General features: G+C 71.3%; 17 protein-coding genes. 14 read left to right on the forward strand and 3 right to left on the reverse strand.

Going from position 1 to position 22,509, the window contains the following annotated elements; genetic code table 11:
• Positions 1–123: 123 nt before the first annotated feature.
• Positions 124–1,671 (reverse strand): MFS transporter, encoded by a 1,548-nt coding sequence (locus tag AC067M_RS14935; protein ID WP_478697406.1) that lies wholly within the window; start codon positions 1,669–1,671, stop codon positions 124–126.
• Positions 1,672–1,848: 177 nt separating this feature from the next.
• Here AC067M_RS14935 and AC067M_RS14940 point away from each other — a divergent pair, with 177 nt between their 5' ends.
• The 3 genes from AC067M_RS14940 (at position 1,849) to AC067M_RS14950 (ending at position 3,967) form a co-directional block, all read left to right on the forward strand.
• The gene (locus tag AC067M_RS14940) at positions 1,849–2,463 is read left to right on the forward strand and encodes a TetR/AcrR family transcriptional regulator (protein ID WP_478697407.1); all 615 of its coding nucleotides are present in this window, start codon (positions 1,849–1,851) and stop codon (positions 2,461–2,463) included.
• Positions 2,464–2,555: 92 nt separating this feature from the next.
• Positions 2,556–3,257, forward strand: a complete 702-nt coding sequence (locus AC067M_RS14945; RefSeq protein WP_478697408.1) for a ribonuclease HII — start codon at positions 2,556–2,558, stop codon at positions 3,255–3,257.
• A gap of 68 nt (positions 3,258–3,325) precedes the next feature.
• Complete coding sequence (locus tag AC067M_RS14950) at positions 3,326–3,967, forward strand: hypothetical protein (RefSeq protein WP_478697409.1); 642 nt, start codon at positions 3,326–3,328, stop codon at positions 3,965–3,967.
• Positions 3,968–4,391: 424 nt separating this feature from the next.
• On the opposite strand, the gene AC067M_RS14955 is transcribed toward AC067M_RS14950, so the two are convergent.
• Complete coding sequence (locus AC067M_RS14955) at positions 4,392–5,012, reverse strand: hypothetical protein (RefSeq protein WP_478697410.1); 621 nt, start codon at positions 5,010–5,012, stop codon at positions 4,392–4,394.
• Between the two features lie 378 nt (positions 5,013–5,390).
• Between AC067M_RS14955 and AC067M_RS14960 the strand changes: the two genes are divergently transcribed.
• The 4 genes from AC067M_RS14960 (at position 5,391) to AC067M_RS14975 (ending at position 10,661) form a co-directional block, all read left to right on the forward strand.
• Positions 5,391–7,550, forward strand: coding sequence for a DEAD/DEAH box helicase (locus AC067M_RS14960; protein WP_478697411.1), 2,160 nt, complete (start codon positions 5,391–5,393; stop codon positions 7,548–7,550).
• A gap of 213 nt (positions 7,551–7,763) precedes the next feature.
• Positions 7,764–8,138 carry a Zn-ribbon domain-containing OB-fold protein gene (locus tag AC067M_RS14965; protein ID WP_478697412.1) on the forward strand — a complete coding sequence of 125 codons (375 nt, stop codon included), beginning with the start codon at positions 7,764–7,766 and terminating at the stop codon, positions 8,136–8,138.
• 139 nt (positions 8,139–8,277) lie between these two features.
• Positions 8,278–9,435: a CaiB/BaiF CoA transferase family protein gene (locus AC067M_RS14970; RefSeq protein ID WP_478697566.1), complete on the forward strand. Its 1,158-nt coding sequence runs from the start codon at positions 8,278–8,280 to the stop codon at positions 9,433–9,435.
• 50 nt (positions 9,436–9,485) lie between these two features.
• Positions 9,486–10,661: an acyl-CoA dehydrogenase family protein gene (locus tag AC067M_RS14975; RefSeq protein ID WP_478697413.1), complete on the forward strand. Its 1,176-nt coding sequence runs from the start codon at positions 9,486–9,488 to the stop codon at positions 10,659–10,661.
• Between the two features lie 142 nt (positions 10,662–10,803).
• On the opposite strand, the gene AC067M_RS14980 is transcribed toward AC067M_RS14975, so the two are convergent.
• On the reverse strand, positions 10,804–11,076 hold the full coding sequence (locus AC067M_RS14980) for a LysR substrate-binding domain-containing protein (protein ID WP_478697414.1): 273 nt from the start codon (positions 11,074–11,076) through the stop codon (positions 10,804–10,806).
• Between AC067M_RS14980 and AC067M_RS14985 the strand changes: the two genes are divergently transcribed.
• From AC067M_RS14985 to AC067M_RS15015, 7 genes are all read left to right on the forward strand, one after another.
• On the forward strand, positions 11,071–11,268 hold the full coding sequence (locus tag AC067M_RS14985) for a cupin domain-containing protein (RefSeq protein WP_478697415.1): 198 nt from the start codon (positions 11,071–11,073) through the stop codon (positions 11,266–11,268). The two genes, AC067M_RS14980 and AC067M_RS14985, sit on opposite strands and share 6 nt — an antisense overlap.
• Positions 11,269–11,438: 170 nt before the next feature.
• Positions 11,439–13,127 carry a DUF4192 domain-containing protein gene (locus AC067M_RS14990; protein ID WP_478697416.1) on the forward strand — a complete coding sequence of 563 codons (1,689 nt, stop codon included), beginning with the start codon at positions 11,439–11,441 and terminating at the stop codon, positions 13,125–13,127.
• Between the two features lie 999 nt (positions 13,128–14,126).
• A complete protein-coding gene (locus AC067M_RS14995; protein ID WP_478697567.1) occupies positions 14,127–16,061 on the forward strand; it encodes a glycogen debranching N-terminal domain-containing protein in 1,935 nt (644 codons plus the stop codon).
• Positions 16,062–16,191: 130 nt separating this feature from the next.
• A complete protein-coding gene (locus tag AC067M_RS15000) occupies positions 16,192–16,950 on the forward strand; it encodes an NUDIX hydrolase (protein WP_478697417.1) in 759 nt (252 codons plus the stop codon).
• Between the two features lie 68 nt (positions 16,951–17,018).
• The gene (locus tag AC067M_RS15005) at positions 17,019–19,403 is read left to right on the forward strand and encodes an ABC transporter ATP-binding protein (protein WP_478697418.1); all 2,385 of its coding nucleotides are present in this window, start codon (positions 17,019–17,021) and stop codon (positions 19,401–19,403) included.
• A 172-nt stretch (positions 19,404–19,575) separates the two neighbouring features.
• A complete protein-coding gene (locus AC067M_RS15010) occupies positions 19,576–20,463 on the forward strand; it encodes a FadR/GntR family transcriptional regulator (RefSeq protein WP_478697419.1) in 888 nt (295 codons plus the stop codon).
• A gap of 430 nt (positions 20,464–20,893) precedes the next feature.
• A complete protein-coding gene (locus AC067M_RS15015) occupies positions 20,894–22,438 on the forward strand; it encodes an RNA polymerase sigma factor (protein WP_478697420.1) in 1,545 nt (514 codons plus the stop codon).
• Positions 22,439–22,509 lie beyond the last annotated feature (71 nt).

A 22,509-nucleotide genomic window follows, 5' to 3' on the forward strand; every position in this document is an offset into this window, starting at 1 on the left:
TACGGCGGCCGGCTGCCGTACACCTGGCAGCGCACGGGCCGGCCCGGCAGCCGTGGACGCACCCAGGTGGCGCCCTTCGACGAGCCCTTCGGGCCGGCCCGTGGTGCTCTCCTTGCTCTCCCGTCAGCCGGCCATCGGACCCGCCGTGCCGGACAGGGCTTCCAGGTCGCTCCTGCGGACCCGGATCACCAACCAGGCGGTGACCAGAGCCAGCGCGGCCATCGCGGCGGCGGGCACGAACGCCGTGGAGATGCCGTGGGCGAGCACCTCGTGCCCCCAGGGCGCGGGCAGTTGGTGCGTCTGAGCGAACTCCGCCTTCTGCTCCGCCGAGGCATGGGCGAGGAAGTCCGGGAGCTGCTTCTCCGCCTCGTTCTTGCTGGCCGTGCCGAACACCGTCGTCAGGATGGACAGCCCGAGCGAACCACCCACCTGCTGCGTGGCGTTGAGCAGTCCGGACGCGGCGCCCGCGTCCTGCTGCGCGACCCCGGCGACCGCGGTGACCGTCACGGTCACGAAGTTCAGGCCCATGCCGAAGCCGAACACCAGCATGGGACCGAGCACCCCGCCGGCGTACGAGCTGTCCGGGCTGATCAAGGTCTGCCAGGCGAGCCCGACGACCACGAGCGCCGAGCCCGCGAGCAGGAACGGCTTGGGGCCGAGCGTCGGCAGGAACCGCTGCGACAGACCCGCGCCGACCGCGATCGCGACCGTGACGGGAAGGAAGGCCACGCCCGACTTGATGGGGCTGTATCCCAGCACGTTCTGCACGAACAGCACGATGTAGAAGAACATCCCGAACATCGCCGCGGCGAGGCTCAGCATGATCACGTAAGTGCCCGAGCGGTTGCGGTCGGTGAACATCCTCAGCGGAGTGATCGGCTCCTTGGCCCGCATCTCGGTGAACACGAAGGCCAGCAGCAGCACCAGCGCGACCCCGAAGGACCCGAGGGTCAGACTGTCGCGCCAGCCCTCCTCCGCCGAGCGGATGAAGCCGTAGACGAGGGATGCCATGCCCAGTGTCGACGTCAGCGCGCCCGCGATGTCGAAGCGGCCGGGGTGTCGCTGGGACTCGCTGATGTAGAGCGGTGCGAGCGCGGCGATCAGTACACCGATGGGCACGTTGACGAAGAGCACCCAGCGCCAGTCGAGCCACTCGGTGAGCATGCCGCCCGCCAGCAGGCCGATGGCCCCGCCGCCCGCCGAGACGGCCGCGAAGACGCCGAAGGCCCGGTTGCGTTCCGGGCCTTCGGGAAACGTGGTGGTGATGAGCGCCAGGGACGTGGGCGAGGCTATCGCGCCTCCTACGCCCTGCAGGGCCCGCGCGGCCAGCAACTGCCAGGGTTCCTGGGCGAGTCCGCCCAGCAACGAGGCGAAGGTGAACAGCAGGATGCCCGCCATGAACACCCGTCGGCGGCCGAGGATGTCCCCCGCCCGGGCACCGAGCAGCAGCAGGCCGCCGAAGGTGAGCGTGTAGGCGCTGACGACCCAGGTGAGGTCGGTGGTGCTGAATCGCAGTGCGTCTTGAATGTGCGGCAGAGCGATGTTCACAATCGTCGCGTCCAGTACCACCATGAGCTGGCAGGCCGCGATGACGGTCAGAGCGATGCCGGGATGACCCTCCCTGCGGGCCGCACCTGGCTTCTGATCATTGATCAACTGAGAGGTTGTCACTATGGGTCCCCCACAAGTGCGTTAGTGAACGCTCGCGTTCACTGTCGCGTCAACGGTAGTGACTCCCCTGTAGTGAACGCAAGCGTTCACTCGCGTTGTCGCCGTGAGGCGCGCTGCCGTGGGGCGCGTCCCCGATCCCCGAAATACCCGCTCCCTCTGCTCGCTGGAGACGCCCAGATGGTTACTTCACGCTGGACGGCCGCCCCCGCTCAGGCGACCTCCCCCCGCCGGCGTGGCGCCGTGCTCGAACGCGCGATTCTCGATGCCGCACTCGAGCAGCTCAGTACGGTCGGCTGGAACGGCCTGACGATGGAGGGCGTCGCCGCGGGCGCCCAGACCGGCAAGGCCGCGGTCTACCGGCGGTGGCCGTCCAAGGAGGACCTCGTCGCCGACGCGTTGGAGGCCGGATTGCCGCGTCTGGATACGGCGCCCGACCTCGGGAGCGTCCGCGCGGATCTGCTGGAACTGTGCCGTCAGGCGCGCGACGCGATGTTCTCGCGCCCCGGTTTCGCACTGCGATCAGTCATTCACGAATGCGATCCCAGTCAGGTGGAGCGCTTCCATAACGTGATCTTCGGAGGGGTGGTGGAGCCCACCATCGAGCTTCTCCGTGAGGTCATCAACCGTGGAATCGAGCGTGGAGAAGTGCGGTCCGACGCGGTGAACGGCTATGTCTGCGACGCCATCCCGGCCATGATGATGTACCGCTCCAAGATTTGTGCAAGCGAATGGAACGATCAGGATCTCGCAGAGATGATCGACCAGTTGATGCTGCCACTGCTGCGCCCCTGACCGAGCCTGGGCGGAGCCGGTGAACGCCCCTGTGGCTGCTAGGGGAAGCCGGGTGTCGCGCGGGGTTCCCGGCGGCGTACGCTAAGGGCGCCATGCCGTACGAACCACCTACCCACACCGTCGAGCGCTCCCTCCGAGCCACGACCGGAGCGAAGATCATTGCCGGTGTCGACGAGGTGGGGCGCGGCGCGTGGGCCGGTCCTGTCACCGTCTGCGCGGCGGTCACCGGACTGCGCCGACCCCCGCAAGGCCTGACCGACTCCAAACTGCTCACCGTGAAGCGGCGCACCGAACTCGCCGTGGAACTGGAGAAGTGGGTGACGTCGTACGCCCTGGGCCACTCCTCTCCGGAGGAGATCGACAGCCTGGGGATGACGGCGGCGCTGCGGCTCGCCGCGGTGCGCGCACTGGACGCGCTGCCCGTCCGCCCCGAGGCGGTGATCCTCGACGGCAAGCACGACTACCTCGGTATCCCCTGGAAGGTCCGTACGGTCATCAAGGGGGACCGGTCGTGCGTGGCGGTCGCGGCGGCCTCGGTGATCGCCAAGGTTCAGCGCGACAAAATGATGGCCGAACTGGGTATCGACCATGCAGACTTCGGTTTTGCGGACAACGCCGGGTATCCGTCGCCCGTGCACAAGGCCGCACTGGAGACGCGGGGCCCCACCCCGTACCACCGGTTGTCGTGGGCGTATCTTGATGCGCTGCCCCAGTGGCGGCATCTCAAGAAGGCCCGCACCTGGGCGGACGGAAACGTTCCGGAGATCGAGGGTCAGCTCGGCTTCGATTTCTGACGATTCCGCTCGCACTGATGTGCCACCCGCTGGCGCGAGCCGCGCCAATGTTTGATAAATAACAGCCCATGCCTCTCATTCCCGAGGAGCCTCAGATTCACGAGAGTGCCCAGGGTCCCCGCGCCACTCCGGCCAGTGGCCGAACCGCGCCGACCCCTCGCCCCGTACCCGGCCCCCGCCCCGCGGCTCCGCCGCGCCCCGGTCGTCCTGGCCCTGTGCGGCCCGCGCCGCCGGTGCAACGCGCGCCGCGCGACGGGGCCGCCGCCAAGCCCGAGTCCTCGGGCCCGGCCACTCCGGCCGCTTCCACCCAGACCTCTGCGACCCCGCAGGTCCAGCTGATCCCCGCCTCGGCCGAGGGTGCCCTCGACGCCGCAGAGGAGGCAGTGGACCTGCTTCTCGACTCGGGTCGTGCCCCCGGTGAGGTGCTGGTGATCACCACCGGCGAGCAGCACCCGTGGGCCACCCACGAGCTGTCCTTCGGTGAGACCTCCTACTGGGCCCAGCACGACGCCCGCGACGACGTGTTCTACGCCGACGCCGCTGTCGTCGGCCGGGCCACCTCCCGCCCTGTGGTCGTCGTCGCCCTCAACGGCGGCCCGGACACGGTGGCCGCAGCCGCTCTGCCCCAGGCCCTCGGCCGGGCCGGCGCCCTGCTGATCGTCTGCGGTGACCCGCAGCAGATCAACGCGGTGCTGGGCGCGGGCGTCTGAGCCGATTCCGTAGTCCCGGGCGCGGGGTGCCCGGGGTGACGGGGGCGCCGCCGTGGGGGGTGTCTGCACGGCGGTGCTTTGGCGTGCGCGGACGGCGGGAGCGCAGGCGGCGACGTGTCCGGCGTGCAGGCGGGCCGCCGTCGGGCCTGAGAGCGCACGCCAGGACGAGACCGACACGCGCCCCGCGATGCCGCCTGGCGCGGTGTGTGCAGCGGTGGTGCGGTGCGGCCGAAGGGGGCGTCCGGCACGACTCAAGCGGTCGTCTGCTGCTTGGCGCGAGGGCGTGGTGCGCGCCGTAGCCGGCGGTAGGGCCGTACGGCGAGCCGCACTCAAGGCCGGGGCACATGCCGCACGTAAGGCGGCCCTGTCGTCGGCCGTAGGCGCCGACGAGGCCCGGAGCGCCCGTGGGGCTCCGGCTACCCTCTCAGCGCGCGGCCGCCCGGCGCAGCACCTCGGAAGCGGCACCGCCGGTGCGGGGCAGTGGCGGCGGTGCCTCGGATATCGCGAAGGGCTCCGGCGAGGAGTCCGTGTTGGGGCTACGGCCGCCACGGCCCTCGCCCAGGACCTGCCAGCCGTCACGGGTCAGCGTGATGTACGCCCCGCAGCGCAGCCCGTGCAGCGTGCACGCGTCCCGCAGGCCCCACATCCACGCGCCGTCCTCCTCCGTCCAGCGCTGGTCGCCGTCACGGCAGTAGAGCAGCACGGCGGTGCGCACCGGGGTGCGGCGCCGCAGGTCGTGCGGGATCACCCGGCGCAGCTGGGCCAGCAGCGCGTTGCGGAACATCCAGCCGTCCGCCGGAGCCGCCCGCCGAATGAACGAGGCGCTCGCCCGGACCCGTTCGTCCTGGTCGAGCACGGCCACGATCGCCGTCGCCGGCTTCGGGTGATGCCGCGAGTGCAGCCCGCTGACGACTTCCCGGGGGTTGCGCAGCAGCGGGATGCCCGCGGCGGCCCACTCCGCGGGCTCGAGCAAGCGGTTGGCGGAAGCGGCGGACGCGGACGTAGACAACGATGCCGCCGAGGACGGCGCGAATCCGAAGGTCACGTTCCTCCCTTCGGCTACGGCCCACACAGCGGGCGGGTCGGATTCGGAGGAGCGCACACCGCAGCAGAGCCCTACGTCATCAACGGACGGGCCTCGCGGGGAGCGGACCTCAATTCTTCCTGTCGAACTGGGATGCGGCAACGAGCAATTGGGGCCACCGACGGTTATGGGGTGGTGTGTGGCTTATATCCTTACCCCGTGGTCAACCGGGCAACGCATCGGCCGGCCGTGCACAGCGTGTGCGTGCCGGCATCGCCGTCACCGGCCGCCCGCGCGTCGCGTCCGCCCTGATCCACAGCAGACGCAGGGACCCCTCGCGATCCGGGCGTCACACTGAGTGAGCTGGCTCGCGACCGGCGGTTCGGGTTGCATGGGGGCATGGACAACCTGGAGCTCCGTACTGAAGCCGATGCCATCCTCGCTGAGCTGGTCGGTGCCCCGGGGGGTTCGGCCCGGCTGCGGGAGGACCAGTGGCAGGCAGTGTCGGCCCTGGTGGAGGAGCGCCGGCGTGCCCTGGTGGTGCAGCGCACCGGCTGGGGCAAGTCGGCGGTGTACTTCGTCGCCACCGCTCTGCTGCGCCGGCGTGGATCCGGCCCCACGGTGATCGTCTCGCCGCTGCTGGCGCTGATGCGCAACCAGGTCGAGGCGGCGGAGCGGGCCGGGATCCGGGCGCGCACCATCAACTCGGCCAACCCGGAGGAGTGGGACACCATCCACGAGGAGGTCGAACGCGGCGAGACCGACGTTCTGCTCGTGAGTCCGGAGCGCCTCAACTCCGTGGATTTCCGCGAGCAGATGCTGCCCAGGCTCGCGGCCACGACCGGCCTGCTGGTGGTCGACGAGGCGCACTGCATCTCCGACTGGGGGCATGACTTCCGGCCGGACTACCGCCGACTGCGGGCGATGCTCGCCGAGTTGTCGGCCGGGGTGCCGGTGCTGGCCACCACCGCGACCGCCAACGCGAGGGTCACCGCGGATGTGGCCGAGCAGTTGGGCACCGGCGCCGGTGAGGCCCTGGTGCTGCGTGGACCGCTGGAGCGGGAGAGTCTGCGGCTGGGTGTGGTCCGGTTGCCGGACGCCGCGCACCGGTTGGCCTGGCTGGCCGAGCATCTGGACGAGCTGCCGGGTTCCGGGATCATCTACGCGCTGACGGTGGCCGCGGCCGAGGAGGCCACCGCCTTTCTGCGGCAGCGCGGCTTCCCGGTGTCCTCCTACACGGGGCGCACGGAGAACGCGGACCGGCTGCAGGCCGAGGCCGACCTGCTGGAGAACCGGGTCAAGGCTCTGGTGGCGACGTCGGCGCTCGGGATGGGCTTCGACAAGCCGGACCTGGGCTTCGTGGTACACCTCGGCTCGCCGTCCTCGCCGATCGCCTACTACCAGCAGGTGGGACGTGCGGGCCGCGGGGTCGAGCATGCCGATGTGCTGCTGCTGCCGGGCAAGGAGGACGAGGCCATCTGGCGCTACTTCGCCGACACCGCCTTCCCGCCCGAGACCCAGGTCCGCCAGACCCTCTCCGCCCTCGCGGACGCGGGCCGACCGCTGTCCGTGCCGGCCCTGGAGGCCGTGGTCGATCTACGGCGCACCCGTCTGGAGACCATGCTCAAGGTGCTCGACGTGGACGGCGCGGTCAAGCGCGTGAAGGGTGGCTGGATCTCGACCGGCGAGCCGTGGGTCTACGACTCCGAGCGGTACGCCTGGGTCGCGCGGCAGCGCGCTGCCGAGCAGCAGGCCATGCGCGACTACGTGAGCACGTCCCGGTGCCGGATGGAGTTCCTGCGGCTTCAGCTGGACGACGAGGGCGCGGTTCCGTGCGGCCGGTGCGACAACTGCGCCGGGGCGTGGGCCGATTCCTCTGTTTCGGCCGAGACGTTGACGGGGGCGGCGAAGGAACTGGACCGCCCGGGCGTGGAGGTCGAGCCGCGCCGGATGTGGCCGACGGGGATGCCCGCACTGGGCATCAACCTCAAGGGCCGTATCCCGGCGGGGGAGCAGTGCTCCACCGGGCGTGCCCTGGGGCGGCTCTCGGACATCGGCTGGGGCAACCGGCTGCGCCCCCTGCTGGCCGAGAACGCGCCCGACGGTCCGGTACCCGACGACGTCCTGCGGGCAGCGGTCGCCGTCCTCGCCGACTGGGCGCGCTCCCCGGGCGGTTGGGCGCCGAACGTCCCGGACGCCTCCGCCCGGCCGGCCGGAGTCGTAGCCGTACCGTCCCTGACCCGCCCCCAACTGGTCGGCTCCCTCGCCCAGGGCATCGCGAGCATCGGCCGCCTCCCCTTCCTGGGCACCCTGACCTACACAGGGCCGAACGGCGCACACGCAGCCCGCCGCAGCAACTCCGCCCAACGCCTCCGCGCCCTGTCCGGCGCCTTCACCGTCTCCGACGAACTGTCCGCCGCCCTGGCTGCCTCGCCCGGCCCCGTCCTGCTCGTGGACGACTACAGCGACTCCGGCTGGACCCTCGCCGTCACAGCCCGCCTGCTCCGCCAGGCAGGCAGCGACCAGGTCCTCCCCCTGGTCCTTGCCGCGGCCGGCTGAGGTTCAGAAGCCCTGAGGGCGGTCCATGTCCCGGCGACCAAAACGAGAGTAAGCCGGAAAGGGGGCTCTGACCTCCGGGAACGGACCGTTTTCCGCGCACAAGGATGCGTCAGCACGTCGTTGACCGGTGATTCGCGGCGGGGCCAGAGTGATGGGGACATCGGATTCCGATCACCTGTTTCCGGTCAGCGAACCTGCGTGCAGGAGGACGCGATGCTCCAGACAGACACCCGTGAACCCACCGAGGCGGCGGGCCGGCGTGAACTCTTCTTCCAGCGCTGCCGCTGGTGCGGTACTCCGGCCTACCGGCGCTCGTTCTGCCGTGCCTGCGGGTCCATGGCCTTCGACCGGGAACGCAGCGCGGGCGTGGGAGTCGTCGTTCGCCGTAACGGCCACGCCCAGCAGAACACGTGGTTCGTCGCGATGGACGAGGGCTTCAACCTGCTCTGCCAGGTCACCGGGACAGCGCCGTTCGTGGTGGCGGTGGGCGCGCGGGTGACCCTCGTAGGGGCTCTCACGCCCTGCGGTGAGGGCCTTCCCGTCGTCGAACTCACCCGCCCGGCACCGTCTCCGACGCGCTGGTGGTGACGGGACCCGGCTCCGGTGGGGAGCCACGGTCGGGCCGGACGATCACAGAGGAGGGCGCGTGAGCACCCAGGACAACGCACCGGACGAGTGGGCCGGTGTTCCCGACGGGACGGGGCGGGGCGCGGGCGCGCTGGGCGGCCTGCGCATCGCCGACTTCTCCCGGGTTCTCGCGGGGCCCTACGCCACCATGCTCCTCGCGGACCTCGGCGCTGACGTGATCAAGGTCGAGCGGCCGGGAACCGGGGACGACACCCGGGCCTGGCACCCGCCGGCGGACCACGACGGCACGTCGACGTATTTCCTGAGCGTCAACCGGAACAAGCGGTCGGTCGTCCTGGACCTGACCACGGAGGCCGGCCGCGAACAGGCACGGGCCCTGGTCGCCGAGTCCGACGTGGTCGTGGAGAACTTCCGCCCCGGCACGATGGAGCGGCTGGGCCTCGGCCACCAGGAGCTCCGTGCCCGGCACCCGGCACTGATCTACTGCTCGATCAGCGGTTTCGGCAGCGGTGAGGGCGCCGCGATCCCCGGGTACGACCTGCTCGTCCAGGCCGTCGGCGGCCTGATGAGCGTGACCGGCGCCGCGGACGGGGATCCGGTGAAGGCGGGCGTGGCCCTGGTCGACGTGATCACCGGACTGCACGCCTCGCTCGGCATCCTCGCGGCGCTCCGGCACCGGGACGCCACCGGGGAGGGGCAGCTCGTGGAGGTGAACCTGCTCGGCTCGCTGCTGTCGGCCATGGTCAACCAGGCCTCGGCGTACGCCGTCGCCGGTGTCGTCCCAGGACGCCTGGGCAACGCGCACCCGAGCATCGCCCCGTACGAGACCCTCCCGACCGCGGACCGCCCCATCGCTCTCGCGGTGGGCAACGACAAGCAGTTCGCGGCGCTCGCCGAGGTCCTCCAGGATCCAGACCTGGCGTTCGACGACCGCTTCCGCACCAACGCCGACCGGGTCGCCCACCGCGCCGAGCTACGGGAGATCCTCACCCGGCTGCTGAGCACCGAGGGCGCAGACCGCTGGTCGACCGTCCTGCTGGCCGCAGGAGTGCCGGCCGGGCCGGTCAACGGCCTCGACGAGGCGTTCGCCTTCGCCCAGCGGCTGGGCCTGCCGGGCATCGTCGAGATCCCCGCAGCGGCGGCCGACGGAGACAGCGGCATGCCCTCTCGCCAGGTCGCCCATCCCATCACCCTGAGCGGAACACCGGCGCGGTACCTGCTGCCCTCGCCACGGCTGGGCCAGCACACCGAGGAGATCCTCCAGAGCCTCACCGACCCGCTTCCGCGTGAAGCGTGAAGCGTGAAACGTGAACCCACCTACCCAACCATGATCACAAGGAGCCCCCTATGAGCGGCAGGCCGCTGAAGGACCCCCTCGAACTGCTCGACATCGCTTCCGTCCTCACCGATGAGGAGCGCGAGATCCAGGCCACCGTCGCGAAGTTCCTCGCCGACCGGGTGCGCCCGCACATCGGCGAGTGGTTCGAGAACGCGCACTTCGCCCGCGAACTCGCGCCCGAACTCGGCAAGCTGGGCGTCCTCGGCATGCACCTCGAAGGCTATGGCTGCGCAGGGACCAACGCCGTCAGCTACGGCCTGGCCTGTCTGGAACTGGAGGCCGCCGACTCCGGCTTCCGCAGCTTCGTGTCCGTGCAGGGCTCGCTGTCGATGTTCTCCATCTGGAAGTGGGGCTCGGAGGAACAGAAGCAGGAGTGGCTGCCCCGGCTCGCCGCCGGTGAGGCGATCGGCTGCTTCGGCCTGACCGAGCCCGACTTCGGCAGCAACCCCTCGGGCATGCGCACCAGGGCCGTCCGCGACGGCGACGACTGGGTCCTGAACGGCTCCAAGATGTGGATCACCAACGGCGGCATCGCCGACGTGGCCACCGTCTGGGCGCAGACCGAGGACGGCGTCCGTGGCTTCCTCGTGCCGCGCGGGACGCCCGGGTTCACCACGCAGGACATCAAGCAGAAGATGTCGCTGCGCGCGTCCATCACCTCGGAGCTGTACTTCGACAACGTACGGCTGCCCGACTCGGCCCGGCTGCCGCACGCCGAGGGCCTGCGCGGCCCGCTGTCCTGCCTGAACGAGGCCCGCTTCGGCATCCTGTTCGGCGCGGTCGGCGCGGGCCGGGACTCGCTCCAGGCGGCCATCGAGTACGCCGACTCCCGCGTGCAGTTCGACAAGCCGATCAGCGCGTTCCAGCTCACCCAGAAGAAGCTCGCGGACATGACCGTGTCCCTGGGCAGCGCCGCACTGCTCGCCGTCCATCTGGGCCGGCTCAAGGACCAGCACCGCATCCGGCCCGAGCAGATCAGCGTCGGCAAGCTCAACAACGTCCGCGAGGCGCTCGCCATCGCGCGGGAGTGCCGCACGGTGCTGGGGGCGAACGGCATCTCGCTGGAGTACTCGCCGCTGCGCCACGCCAACAACCTGGAGTCCGTCCTGACGTACGAAGGCACCAGCGAGATGCACACTCTGGTCGTCGGGCAGGCGATCACGGGTCAGGCGGCGTTCCGCTGACCGCGCGGGATCTGAGCTGAAGGAGACGGCGGTCGCCCAGGTCGCCGTCGTCTCCAAAGCCCCGACTCCGCGCTCGACGCCGTCCGCGAGGTCCTGGCGAGCGGGCGGCGACCGGAGCGTCCACGTCGGTGAGGGGCTTGCCTCAGCCGGCCGTCGTCGTGGCGGCCGCGGCCTCGCGCAGGCGGCGGATCACGCCGCGTACCGCGGGTGAGCGCTCGCCCCTGCGGTAGACGCCCACGAGCCGGGTGGTCAGTGGTACGTCCGCGAGAGGGCGGTAGGCCACTCCGGGGATGTGGACGCGGCGCACTGAATCAGGGACCAGGGAGACCGCGAGTCCGCCGCCCACCAGGGTCAGCGCCGCGATGAACGGGACTCGCCCGGCATCGCCGAACTCATCGAGCCCGACGGCATGCACACGACGCCGACCGTGGACTACGGCATCGTGCTGCAGGGCGAGGTCATCCTCGAACTCGACGACGGCCACTGCACCCGGCTCTCGGCAGGTGATGTCGTGATCCAGAACGGCACCCGCCACGCCTGGCGCAACCGCAGCGGCCGACCGGTCACGATGGCCTTCGTTCTCATCGGTGTCATCGGTGATCGGTGACATCGGTGCGGAACATGGTGACAGTGAAGTCGTCAGGAAGTAGGCCGCGGACTTGGACCACGCTGACCATCCCGGCCTCTCCCATGCGTCGGCAGTACGGGTGACGTGTCCCTGACTTGAGTTATCCACAGGGCCAAGCGGAACCTCGCGATCCGCGAGATCGTCGGCGCATGACGAATCACGGCGAAACCACTGGATCCTTCGAAGACGGCGACATTGCCGGATGTGACGGACAAGACCCGTACGAAGGCCACGGCACCCACCAGATCACTCTGCGCACCCCGGCCGAATTGGCCGACGCCCTGCCCTACCTGCTCGGTTACCGCCCCGAGGACAGTATCGTCCTGGTCGCCCTGCACGACAGGGACGGCCGCGGCAGGTTCGGCGGCCGGGCCCGGCTCGGCATTCCCGCGAACACGGACGACTGGGCTCCCGTGGCCCGCCAGTTGGCACACGGCCTGGTGACGGGCAGCGAACGCCGAGGCGCCCGGCCCGAACAGATCGTCGCCTACGTCTGCCAGGAACCGGCCAAGGGCGAGTCGGGGCGGCAGGTCATGGAACGACTGCGACCACTGGCCCAGCGGCTGCGTGTCGAGTGCGGCGCCCTCGACGTGCCGGTCATCGAAGCGTTGTGCATCTCCGACGGCCGCTTTTGGTCGTACTGCTGCGGCAGCGAGGGCTGCTGTCCCGTCGAGGGGACTGCCATGGGCCTCCCGGGCACCTCCGTCCTCGCCGCGGCCGCCACGTACGCGGGCATCCAGGTACGCGGCACCTTGCGGGAACTCCGCGCCAGGTTGCTCCCCTGGGAGACGGCCGCGGCCCTGGAGCAGGAGGCCGCTCTGGACACCGCCAACAGGGCGCTGATCCCCAAAATCCTCGACGATACGAGCCGCGCCGAAGTGGCGGAGGAGACGGTGAAACTGGCCGAACTCGTCATGCGGCGCCTCGCCGAAGCACCGCCCGTGGCCGGCCCGCTCCTGGCGGACCGCCGTGACGACGAGTTGATCGGGTACGACGAAGCCGCGACGCTGATCCTCGGCCTGCAGGACCGCACGACCCGCGATCGCGCGGCTGAGTGGATGGAGGACGACGAGGCAGGCCCCGCCCTACGTCTCTGGCGGTCTCTTGCCCGCCGCTGCGTGGGCGCCTACGGCGAGCACGCCGCAGCCCCTCTCACCCTGGCCGGCTGGGTGGCCTGGTCGGCGGGCGACGGCATCGAGGCGAGGGAAGCCCTCGCGATGGCACTGGGCGCAGACCCGGACTACCTCTTCGCCCGCCTCCTCCACCAGGCGTGCAATGAGGGCGTGGACCCGGAATCCATCCGCCGCTGCCTGCGCGGCGAACGCATGGAACGGGGACGGGCGGCTGAGGCATCAATGAGGCCGGGTGGTGTGAGGGAGCGCGAAGCTTTCGACATGGGGGAGGGGACTGACGTTCTCCCCGAGAGCTCCTGTCGGGTGGATGCGGCGGGGGAGAGCGAGGGCCGTGTGGGGGCGGAGCGGATGGAGGAGAGCCAAGGCGTCGACCGGGTGGAGGGGGGCGAGGACGGCGAGGAAGGCGAGGATGATGATGGCAGTGCGTCGGTGAGGGGACCCGAGCCGGTGTCCCAGCAGGCCTCCCGTCGGCGTCGCCCCACAGGTGCCGGCGCCTCCTCTCACGCCCTGAGCGGCGGAGAACGCGAGCCCGGGCCGGGGAACGCCCTCCGACCCCGCACGCCGGCGTCAGGCCGTAGGCGTCCCACCACCGCGCGGACGGGTGGTACGCGCCCTCGTGGCACGGGCGAGGGCGCGGTACGGCGCCGAGGCACCCATGCGGGAGAAGCCAACCCCACAAACGGTGACGGCGAGCGGGAGGCGTGAGCCGCCCCCGAACAGCGAGGCGCAGCCGGAGCGCAGATCTGGCGCCAAACAGGCTCCGTCCCGCCGCCACACAGGCTGTCCCGCCCCGTTTCACACGTCTCGACTGTCTCGACCACGGGATACGCGCCGGCCATCGCGACCCCAGCGACACACCCCGGCCATTCGGAGGGGATGCCCAGCTGTGCCCGTGACCCCGGGGAGCCCCGTGCCGTTCACCTGAGTGGCGGAGCGCCCGGCCGGGGTGTGTCGCCACCCGCCCCCGTCCTGCCGGGGCCTTCGACCCGGCGCCGACCACGCCAGAGGCACACAGAGCGCAGGAGAAGCCCTCGCATGCACCAGCCGACCTCGCCCGCCACAGCCGACGACGACCGCTCCACCATCCCCCAGGTCTCGCCGCCTCGTCAGCCCGGCGTAGGCCTGCCGACTGCGGCGGGCGGCGCTGGACACCACGAACCCACCGCGCCGCCCCGGTCCACATGGGCTGCACAGGGCCGGCCCCCCCTACCTGGCACTGCCCAGGGCCGGCTCCCGCTCCCAACCAACGGCGCTGCTCAGGACAGCGCTCCGCGCCAACCTCAGGGCACTGCTCAGGACAGCGCTCCGCGCCAACCTCAGGGCGTGGCCCAGGACAGCCCTCCGCGCCAACCCGTCGCCACCGGCCAAGACCGCCGCCCCCCACGCCATCCCCTCGACATCGACCAGCACCGCCCATACCAGCCCGCCCACACAGGCCAAGGCTGTTCTCGACCCCAACCCACCAACACCGCTTCAAAGAATGGGGCCTCGTCCCACCCGGCCCCCCGGCCGTCCAACACCCCACCTCTCACCCCCACACGGACATCACCCCCCTCCCCGCCCACCGATCAGACGCGACGCCCGCCTATCGCCTCCCCCCGAGGCATCCGACCCCGGACCACTGCCTCGGCCGCAAGCCCAGGCCCAGGCCCAGCCCCAACCCTTCGCCGTTCCGCCGAGCTGCCCCCCGTCCACTCCGCCTTGATCTGCGTCGCCCTACCCGGCCTCGCGATCTCCACCCAGGAAGGGCAGCTGACCGGCCGAGGGTTGGAAGGCTTCTACCGGGCGGGTCGGCGTGTGCTCGCCCGGTGCCAGGTGCGCGTGGCGGGGCGCGAGCCGCTTGCCGTCCAGGCCCGGATGACCGCCGCGGACCAGGCCCGCTTCGTCGGCACCCTGCGTGCTTCCCCGCACACCGGACCAGACCCCGACGTCGTCATCGAGCGGATCCGTCAGGCGGACGGCACGGAGCGGATCACACTGCACAGCGCGGCCCCGCGCCCCCTACGCCTGCCCGTCGAGGTGGCCCTCGGTACCGACCTCGCCGACCTCGGTGCGATCGCGTCCGGCCACACGGGACCCGAGCTGCCCGCGAGCGTCCACGACTCCGGTCTGCGCTGGTCCGGCCTCAACGGGTCCGCGTCCGTCACGGCGGACCCGCCGCCCGCCGACGCGCTGGCCTCCGCCGGCCTGCTGCGCTGGGAGTTCGAACTTCCTCCGGGCGGCAGTACGACCGTGGAGCTACGAGTACGCCCGGACGGTGCGGGCCCCATCCGATCCGTGGGCCGCGCGGCGACCAGCCCCCTGACCCCCGCCGGTTCCACCGCTCCCACCGGAGCGACGGGCGACGACCCACGCGTCCAGACATTCCTGCGGACCAGCGTCGAAGATCTGCAGGCACTGCTCTTGCGCGACCCGGCACACCCCGCGGACACGCACCTCGCGGCCGGGGCTCCCTGGCGGTGCGGTCTCGCCCCGGCAGAGGCCCTCGCCGCGGCCCGGATGGCGCTGCCCCTCGGTACACGGCTGGCCGCTGGCACACTGCGCGCCCTCGCCCGCACCCAGATCTCCGGCCCGGACCCCCGATCCGGCATGGTCCCGGGGCCACGACGGGACGCCGGCGCACATCTGCCACCGGGGTGTACGGGCACGGAGGCCACGCTCCTGTTTCCCGTACTCCTCGCCGAGGCCCGCCGCTGGGGGCTCCCGGAGCCCGAGACGCAGGAGCTGTTGCCGACGGCCGAGCGCTGTCTGAGCTGGCTGAGGACCGCCGCGGGCAACGGTCCGTATCTACGCGATCCGCAGCCCGGCGGCCCCGCCCGGTGTGAGACACAGGCCCACGCCCACCGCGCGGCATTGCTCGGCGCAGACCTGCTCGACGCCTGCGGCCGGCCGGGCGGCGCCGAGCTGCGGCAGTGGGCCCGGGTACTCCGGACGGCCTTTCGTGAGGACTTCTGGATCGACGACCTCGGCGGCGGTCGGCCGGCGGCCGCCCTCGCTCCCGACGGACGTCCCGTACCGCACCTCGGCGCGGCTGCCGCCCATCTCCTCGACACCGGCCTGCTGGGCGGGGGCGAGCGGGCGCCCGGGCTGCTCGACAAGGTGCAGACCGAACAGCTGGCGAGGCTGCTCGGCAGCCCGGTCCTGGACTCGGGGTGGGGGCTGCGCGGGCTGGGCGTGAAGGAGCCCGGTTATAACCCGTTCGGACACCGCGTCGGCGCCGTACGCGTGCATGAGACAGCCGTCGCCGTCGCGGGCCTGGCCGATGCCGGCTACGAGAAGGAGGCGGGTTCGCTGCTGCGTGGCGTACTGGCGGCGGCCGCGGCCTTCGGTCACCGGCTCCCGGAGATGTACGCGGGCGAGCAGCGCGCCGACGGGAGTACTCCCCTGCCCCACCCGGCGGCCTGCCGCCCCGCCGCCACCGCGGCGGCCGCGGGAGTGCTGCTGCTGACCACCCTCGCGGGCATCCGCCCCGACGCCCCGGCCGGGGCGGTCACGCTGCGCCCCATGCGCAGCGCCCCGCTGGGCGAGATCGGCCTGACCGGCCTACGGGTCGCGGATGCCCCCTTCTCCGTACGGGTGAGCCGACTCGGCCTGGCCATGGTCGAGGAAGCTGCCGACGGCCTGCAATTGGGGGTGTGACCTCGTAGGACGCGCCGAAGAGGGGACGGCGGGAGCGATGGCGAGGCGCATGACGGCACGAAGTGGATCAGCCACCTGTGCGGCCGACGAAGGGAGTGTTTATCGTCAGGCAGACGACTATGATCGCCGCATGCCCTACGACCCGTCAGCCTTTCCGCCCTTCGCCGTCACCGTGGACCTGGTCGTGCTGACCGTGCGCCGCCATGCCCTGTGCGCGCTGGCGGTACGCAGGGGGGAGCCACCGTTCCAGGGACGCTGGGCGCTCCCCGGCGGTTTCGTACGGGCCGACGAGGACCTGGCGCAGGCAGCCGCACGCGAGCTGGCAGAGGAGACCGGACTACGCGCCCACGACCCCTGCGTCCCCGTCCCGGAATACGGCGCCCACCTCGAGCAACTCGCCACGTACGGCGATCCCAAGCGGGACCCCCGGATGCGCGTGGTCAGCGTCGCCCACCTGGCGCTCGCTCCCGACCTGCCCGCACCCAGAGCGGGCGGCGACGCCAGCAACGCGCGCTGGGCACCCGTCGAGGAGCTCCTCCAGCAGGGCGGTTACGTCCGTGACGGCGAACCGGTCGCGCCGCTCGCCTTCGACCACGCCCAGATCCTCGCCGACGGGGTGGAACGCGCTCGCTCCAAGATCGAATACTCCTCCTTGGCCACGGCGTTCTGCCCTGCCGAGTTCACGGTCGGTGAGCTGCGCCGCGTATACGAGGCGGTATGGGGCGTCGCGCTCGACCCACGCAACTTCCACCGCAAGGTGACGGGAACGCCCGGCTTCCTGGTCCCCACTGGCGGCACCACCACACGTCAGGGCGGCCGCCCCGCCCAGCTCTTCCGCGCCGGCGGCGCCACGCTGCTCAACCCTCCGATGCTGCGCCCCGAAGTGTGACTCCCGGCCTCGGCCGATCGGACGTGCGGTGCCCGAAAAACCGGACATAGCGCGCTATCTTGCTTCGGGTGATCCAGGCCATCGGACTGACCAGCACTCCCCGCAAGGAGCTTCCGCCCGCCGTCGACGACGTCTCCTTCGAGGCGCGCGCGGGCCACGTCACCGCACTGCTCGGAGCGCCGGGCGCGGGCAAGACCACGGCGCTGAGACTCATGCTTGAACTTCAACAGGGCCGTGGCGTCACCTACTTCAGGGGCCGACCCCTGCACCGCATCGCCCACCCGTCCCGCGAGGTCGGGGTGCTTCTCGGGGACGTCCCCGGTCACCCGTCCCGCACGGTCCGCGGCCACCTCCGCATGCTGTGCGCGGCCGCGGGCGTTCCGGTCCGACGGGCCGACGAAGTCCTTGAAGCAGTCGGCCTCGTCAGCCTGCGCGAGGAACGCCTCGGCGCCCTCTCGCGCGGCATGGACCGTCGGCTCGGCCTGGCCTGCGCCCTGCTCGGCGACCCGCACACGCTCCTGCTCGACCATCCCGCCGACGGTCTCTCCGCCCGCGAAAGCCGCTGGCTGCACGGCATGCTGCGCGCGCACGCGGCGCACGGCGGCACGGTCCTGCTGACCACGCCCGAGCCCAAGGAAGCCGCCCGCACCGCCGACCGGGTCGTCACCCTGGAGCAGGGCAGACTCGTCGCCGACCAAGCAGTCACGGACTTCGCCCGCAGCCGCCTCCGCCCCCGCGTCGCCGTCCGCACCCCGCACGCCGCCCGCCTCGCGGCCCTCCTGGCCAAGCAGGCCCGCACCTCCCGCCTCTCCGTCGAGGTCGTACAGGAGGACGGCAACCGCCTCTCCGTCTACGGCACCACCTGCGCCGCCGTCGGCGAAACCGCCTTCCGCCACGGCATCCTCGTCCACCAACTCGCCGACGAGGTCGGAGACATGGGGCCGGGCGCGGCCGTCGAACTGCCTGACCACCCGCATCGTCATCCGGAGACTAAAGCGAACGACCCGGACCGCCCGCGCCCGACGACGGTAGCGGACGCCCGGGACCCTCTAAGCCCCGCTGCCGCCGAGACGCAAGCAGACGTGTCTGACCGCCTGTGCCTCACCGCTCCGCCCGGCTCGGGGCCCGACCCTCTGTGCCCTGCTGTCGCCGAGACGCAAGCGGACGTGTCTGACCGCCTGTGCCTCACCGCTCCGCCCGGCTCGGGCCCGGACCCTCTGTGCCCCGCTGCCGCCGGGGGGGAAGGGGATGTCTCCGACCGCCTGCGCCAGGCCGCCGAAGCGGACACCCCGGACCGCCTCCTTCCCGCCGCCATGGTGGTCGGCTCCGCCGAGCCGGAGCCGAGCACAGCGACGCTGACGGTTCACGGCGCCGAGTGGCCCGAGCACGGTGCTCCCCTGACGCTCGCCGAACAGTCCCACGGCCTCACCGCTGAGCGGAGCCCCCACCACCCTGTCGAGGTCGATGCCCGCGCAGACGCAGACGCAGACGCAGATGCCGGCGCCGACGATCCCGACCGTACCGACCCGGCCCTGCTGACGCGCTCCCTCGCCTCAACCGCACACCCGCTGAATACAGCGGCCGACCCGCACCCCGCTCCCCGCACCCCCCGTCCCCCCGCAGCCCACTCGCTCGACCTCGCCGCTCTGCCGCCTCTGCCTCCGCCCATCTCCGTCCGCCCCGCCCCCAGCCCCCTTCGCCCGCTCCGATATGAACTCCGTCGAGTCGCCGGCATCAGTACCGCGTTTCTCACAGCCGCCGCGGTGCTCGTCACCTCCGCCGTCACCGCCGTACTGCTGGCCCGTGTCGGGCACACTCCTCAGCCCCGCCTGCTGGCCGCGTGGCCGCGGGAGCTGCCCCTGCCGCCGGCGGCGTTCGGCGCCGGGCTCCTGGGCGCGCTGGCCTTCGGCGACGAGTTCCGCCACCCCGCGCTGGCGGCGGACCGCGGCACCGTGCCCCGCCGACTGGGGCTGCTCGCCGCCAAGCTCCTCGTCACCGGTGCCACCGCGCTGCTGTTGGCCTCCCTCACGGTCGGCTGCGACGCCGAAGTGCTCTACCTCGTCTACGGACGGGAGCTCGCTCAGGTTCCCGCGGACTGGGTTTCCCTCGGTGCGAGTTGGACCGGTCTCGTGATCGGGTGTGCCTGGGCCGGAGTGCTGGCCGCAGGAGTCTTCCGGTCCACCACGGCTGGGCTCGCGGCGGTGCTGGCAGTGCCCGTGGTCGTCGTACCCCTCGTACAAAAGGTCTTGGAGGGACCGTCCGTGCGGACCGCCGCAGGGGTTCCCATGAGACTTCGAGAGGTGCTGCTGCTGCAATGGCCCTTCGGGGGAGAGCGCTATCTGTCGGGTGTGGCGAAGGTTGTCGCCCAACCCGTCGGCGGGGCGCTGACGTTGTCGCTGACCGCCCTGCTCTGCGCGTATCTGCTCACGACCCTGCGCAGCAGGGTCCGGTGACGTCATCCGTGCCCTTCAGTTCCCGGCCTGCACGCAGCCTGCACGCAACTCCCCGTAGAACGCCCGTTTCTTTCCGATAAGGCGTCAATTGCGACGGGGTGAGCGATCACCCTTTCGTGTGCTTTTCACCAAAGACCTCAAGGGAGTTGGAGCCAGCGCCGACAAAGGATCCGTGAGTACCCTTGCGCACACCATGATGACCGCCGCCCGCTCCGCCGACTCCGGTCTGGCCGGCCCGGGCGAACTCGACCGCTACCCCTACGGGGAGGCCCCCGCCGCCGACCGCGTCGGAGCTCCCTCCTGGGAGAGCGCGGACCCCGAACTGGGCCGGGTCGGCCGGCGCGCCGCGGGCAGTCGCGGCCGCGGGCTGCACGGCCAACTCGTCCAGCAGCTGGGCCAGATGATCGTCTCGGGCGACCTGGGTGCCGACCGGCCGCTGGTCCCCGAGGAGATCGGCCAGCGGTTCGAGGTGTCCCGCACCGTCGTCCGTGAGTCGCTCCGTGTCCTCGAGGCCAAGGGCCTGGTCAGCGCCCGCCCGAACGTCGGCACGCGCGTGCGCCCCGTCAGTGACTGGAACCTCCTCGACCCGGACATCATCGAGTGGCGCGCCTTCGGGCCGCAGCGCGACGACCAGCGTCGAGAGCTGAGCGAGCTGCGCTGGACGATCGAGCCGCTCGCCGCCCGGCTCGCCGCCGGGCACGGGCGCGAGGACGTACAGCAGCGGCTGGCCGACATGGTCGAGATCATGGGGCACGCCCTGGCGCAGGGGGACGCGCTCACGTTCTCCCGGGCAGACGCCGAGTTCCACTCCCTCCTCATTCAGGTCGCGGGCAACCGCATGCTGGAGCACCTGTCCGGGATCGTGTCGGCCGCCCTCCAGGTCTCCGGCAGCCCGGTCACGGGCTGTGACCGGCCGAACGAGACCTCCCTCGCGCACCACGCCAGGATCGCGGACGCCCTGGCCGGTGCCGACGGCGCGGCCGCCGAGGCGGCCATGCGTCAGCTGCTCATGGTCCACCCCGAGGGGGAGCGCGTGGTCCCCGCACCGCGCGAGCACTGACCACGCGCCGCGGGCGGCACGGCCGGGGATGTCTCCCCCTTCTGTGGCATCCCCCGGTCGGCGGGCCGTCCTCCGTCGGACCCCGCAGGAACCTTCGGGTTGCTGCGGGGTCCGACGGTGCGACGAGATGGTGAATCCTTTGGAGTGATCCAGGTCAACACCATGGCCGACCTACTCTGCCCGTGTCTGACCGTTTTTGATTGCTTACGGGGTGTGACTCGGGCCACGCAGATTGGGCGTAACGCTCGCGCGGGCAGTGCGATGACCTAAGAGGTGACAGTCGCGGAGGGAATACGGACGCCGTTCAAGGCGCTGTGCATCTTCCCCGGCCCCGCCCGCGCCGTCGGCCCATCACCAAGGCCGGTGGTCGGCTCCTGTCCGTCTTGGACGGGGCCGGAAAGCCGTTTTCCAACGTTCCGAGAGGTTGTTCGTGTCGGCCAGCACATCCCGTACGCTCCCGCCGGAGATCGCCGAGTCCGTCTCTGTCATGGCGCTCATTGAGCGGGGAAAGGCTGAGGGGCAGATCGCCGGCGACGATGTGCGTCGGGCCTTCGAAGCTGACCAGATTCCGGCCACTCAGTGGAAGAACGTACTGCGCAGCCTCAACCAGATCCTCGAGGAAGAGGGTGTGACGCTGATGGTCAGTGCCGCGGAGCCCAAGCGCACCCGAAAGAGCGTCGCAGCGAAGAGTCCGGCCAAGCGCACCGCCACCAAGACGGTCGCGGCGAAGACGGTGACCACCAGGAAGGCCACCGCCACCACGGCTGCCCCGGCAGCGCCCGCCGACCCTGCCGCGGTCGACCCCGCCGAGGAAGCCGCGCCCGCCAAGAAGGCCGCTGCGAAGAAGACGACCGCCAAGAAGGCGGTCGCGAAGAAGACCGTCGCCAAGAAGACGGCGGCCAAGAAGACAAGCGCCACGAAGGACGACGCCGAGCTCCTCGAGGAAGAGGTCCTCGAAGAGACTCCGAAGACCGGCGAGGAGCCCGAGGGCACCGAGAGCGCGGGCTTCGTCCTCTCCGACGAGGACGAGGACGACGCGCCCGCCCAGCAGGTCGCCGCGGCCGGCGCCACCGCCGACCCGGTCAAGGACTACCTGAAGCAGATCGGCAAGGTCCCCCTGCTCAATGCCGAGCAGGAGGTCGAGCTCGCCAAGCGCATCGAGGCCGGTCTGTTCGCCGAGGACAAGCTGTCCAACGCCGACAAGCTGGCTCCGAAGCTCAAGCGTGAGCTGGAGATCATCGCCGAGGACGGCCGCCGCGCCAAGAACCACCTGCTGGAGGCCAACCTCCGTCTGGTGGTCTCGCTGGCCAAGCGCTACACCGGCCGCGGCATGCTCTTCCTGGACCTCATCCAGGAGGGCAACCTCGGTCTGATCCGCGCGGTCGAGAAGTTCGACTACACCAAGGGCTACAAGTTCTCCACGTACGCCACCTGGTGGATCCGTCAGGCGATCACCCGAGCGATGGCTGACCAGGCCCGCACCATCCGTATCCCGGTGCACATGGTCGAGGTCATCAACAAGCTCGCGCGCGTGCAGCGCCAGATGCTCCAGGACCTGGGCCGCGAGCCCACCCCGGAGGAGCTGGCCAAGGAACTCGACATGACCCCGGAGAAGGTCATCGAGGTCCAGAAGTACGGCCGGGAGCCCATCTCGCTGCACACCCCGCTGGGTGAGGACGGCGACAGCGAGTTCGGTGACCTCATCGAGGACTCCGAGGCCGTCGTACCGGCCGACGCCGTGAGCTTTACGCTCCTGCAGGAGCAGCTGCACTCCGTCCTCGACACCCTGTCGGAGCGCGAGGCGGGCGTCGTCTCGATGCGCTTCGGTCTCACCGACGGTCAGCCGAAGACCCTCGACGAGATCGGCAAGGTGTACGGCGTCACCCGCGAGCGCATCCGCCAGATCGAGTCCAAGACCATGTCGAAGCTGCGCCACCCGTCGCGTTCCCAGGTGTTGCGCGACTACCTCGACTAGGTCGCATCAGCACGCCCCAGAAGGCCCGGCTTCCCTCAGGAGCCGGGCCTTCGGCGTCGGGCGCGGGTGCG

The organism is Streptomyces sp. NPDC043427, from assembly GCF_056436655.1.

What these genes read in the sequence shown, in the direction of transcription:
- AC067M_RS14965 (WP_478697412.1), top strand. Translation starts at nt 7,764, where the DNA reads ATGCTCCAGACAGACACCCGTGAACCCACCGAGGCGGCGGGCCGGCGT.
- AC067M_RS14945 (WP_478697408.1), top strand. Translation starts at nt 2,556, where the DNA reads ATGCCGTACGAACCACCTACCCACACCGTCGAGCGCTCCCTCCGAGCC.
- AC067M_RS14975 (WP_478697413.1), top strand. Translation starts at nt 9,486, where the DNA reads ATGAGCGGCAGGCCGCTGAAGGACCCCCTCGAACTGCTCGACATCGCT.
- AC067M_RS14950 (WP_478697409.1), top strand. Translation starts at nt 3,326, where the DNA reads ATGCCTCTCATTCCCGAGGAGCCTCAGATTCACGAGAGTGCCCAGGGT.
- AC067M_RS14940 (WP_478697407.1), top strand. Translation starts at nt 1,849, where the DNA reads ATGGTTACTTCACGCTGGACGGCCGCCCCCGCTCAGGCGACCTCCCCC.
- AC067M_RS14990 (WP_478697416.1), top strand. Translation starts at nt 11,439, where the DNA reads ATGACGAATCACGGCGAAACCACTGGATCCTTCGAAGACGGCGACATT.
- AC067M_RS14960 (WP_478697411.1), top strand. Translation starts at nt 5,391, where the DNA reads ATGGACAACCTGGAGCTCCGTACTGAAGCCGATGCCATCCTCGCTGAG.
- AC067M_RS14985 (WP_478697415.1), top strand. Translation starts at nt 11,071, where the DNA reads ATGCACACGACGCCGACCGTGGACTACGGCATCGTGCTGCAGGGCGAG.
- AC067M_RS15000 (WP_478697417.1), top strand. Translation starts at nt 16,192, where the DNA reads ATGCCCTACGACCCGTCAGCCTTTCCGCCCTTCGCCGTCACCGTGGAC.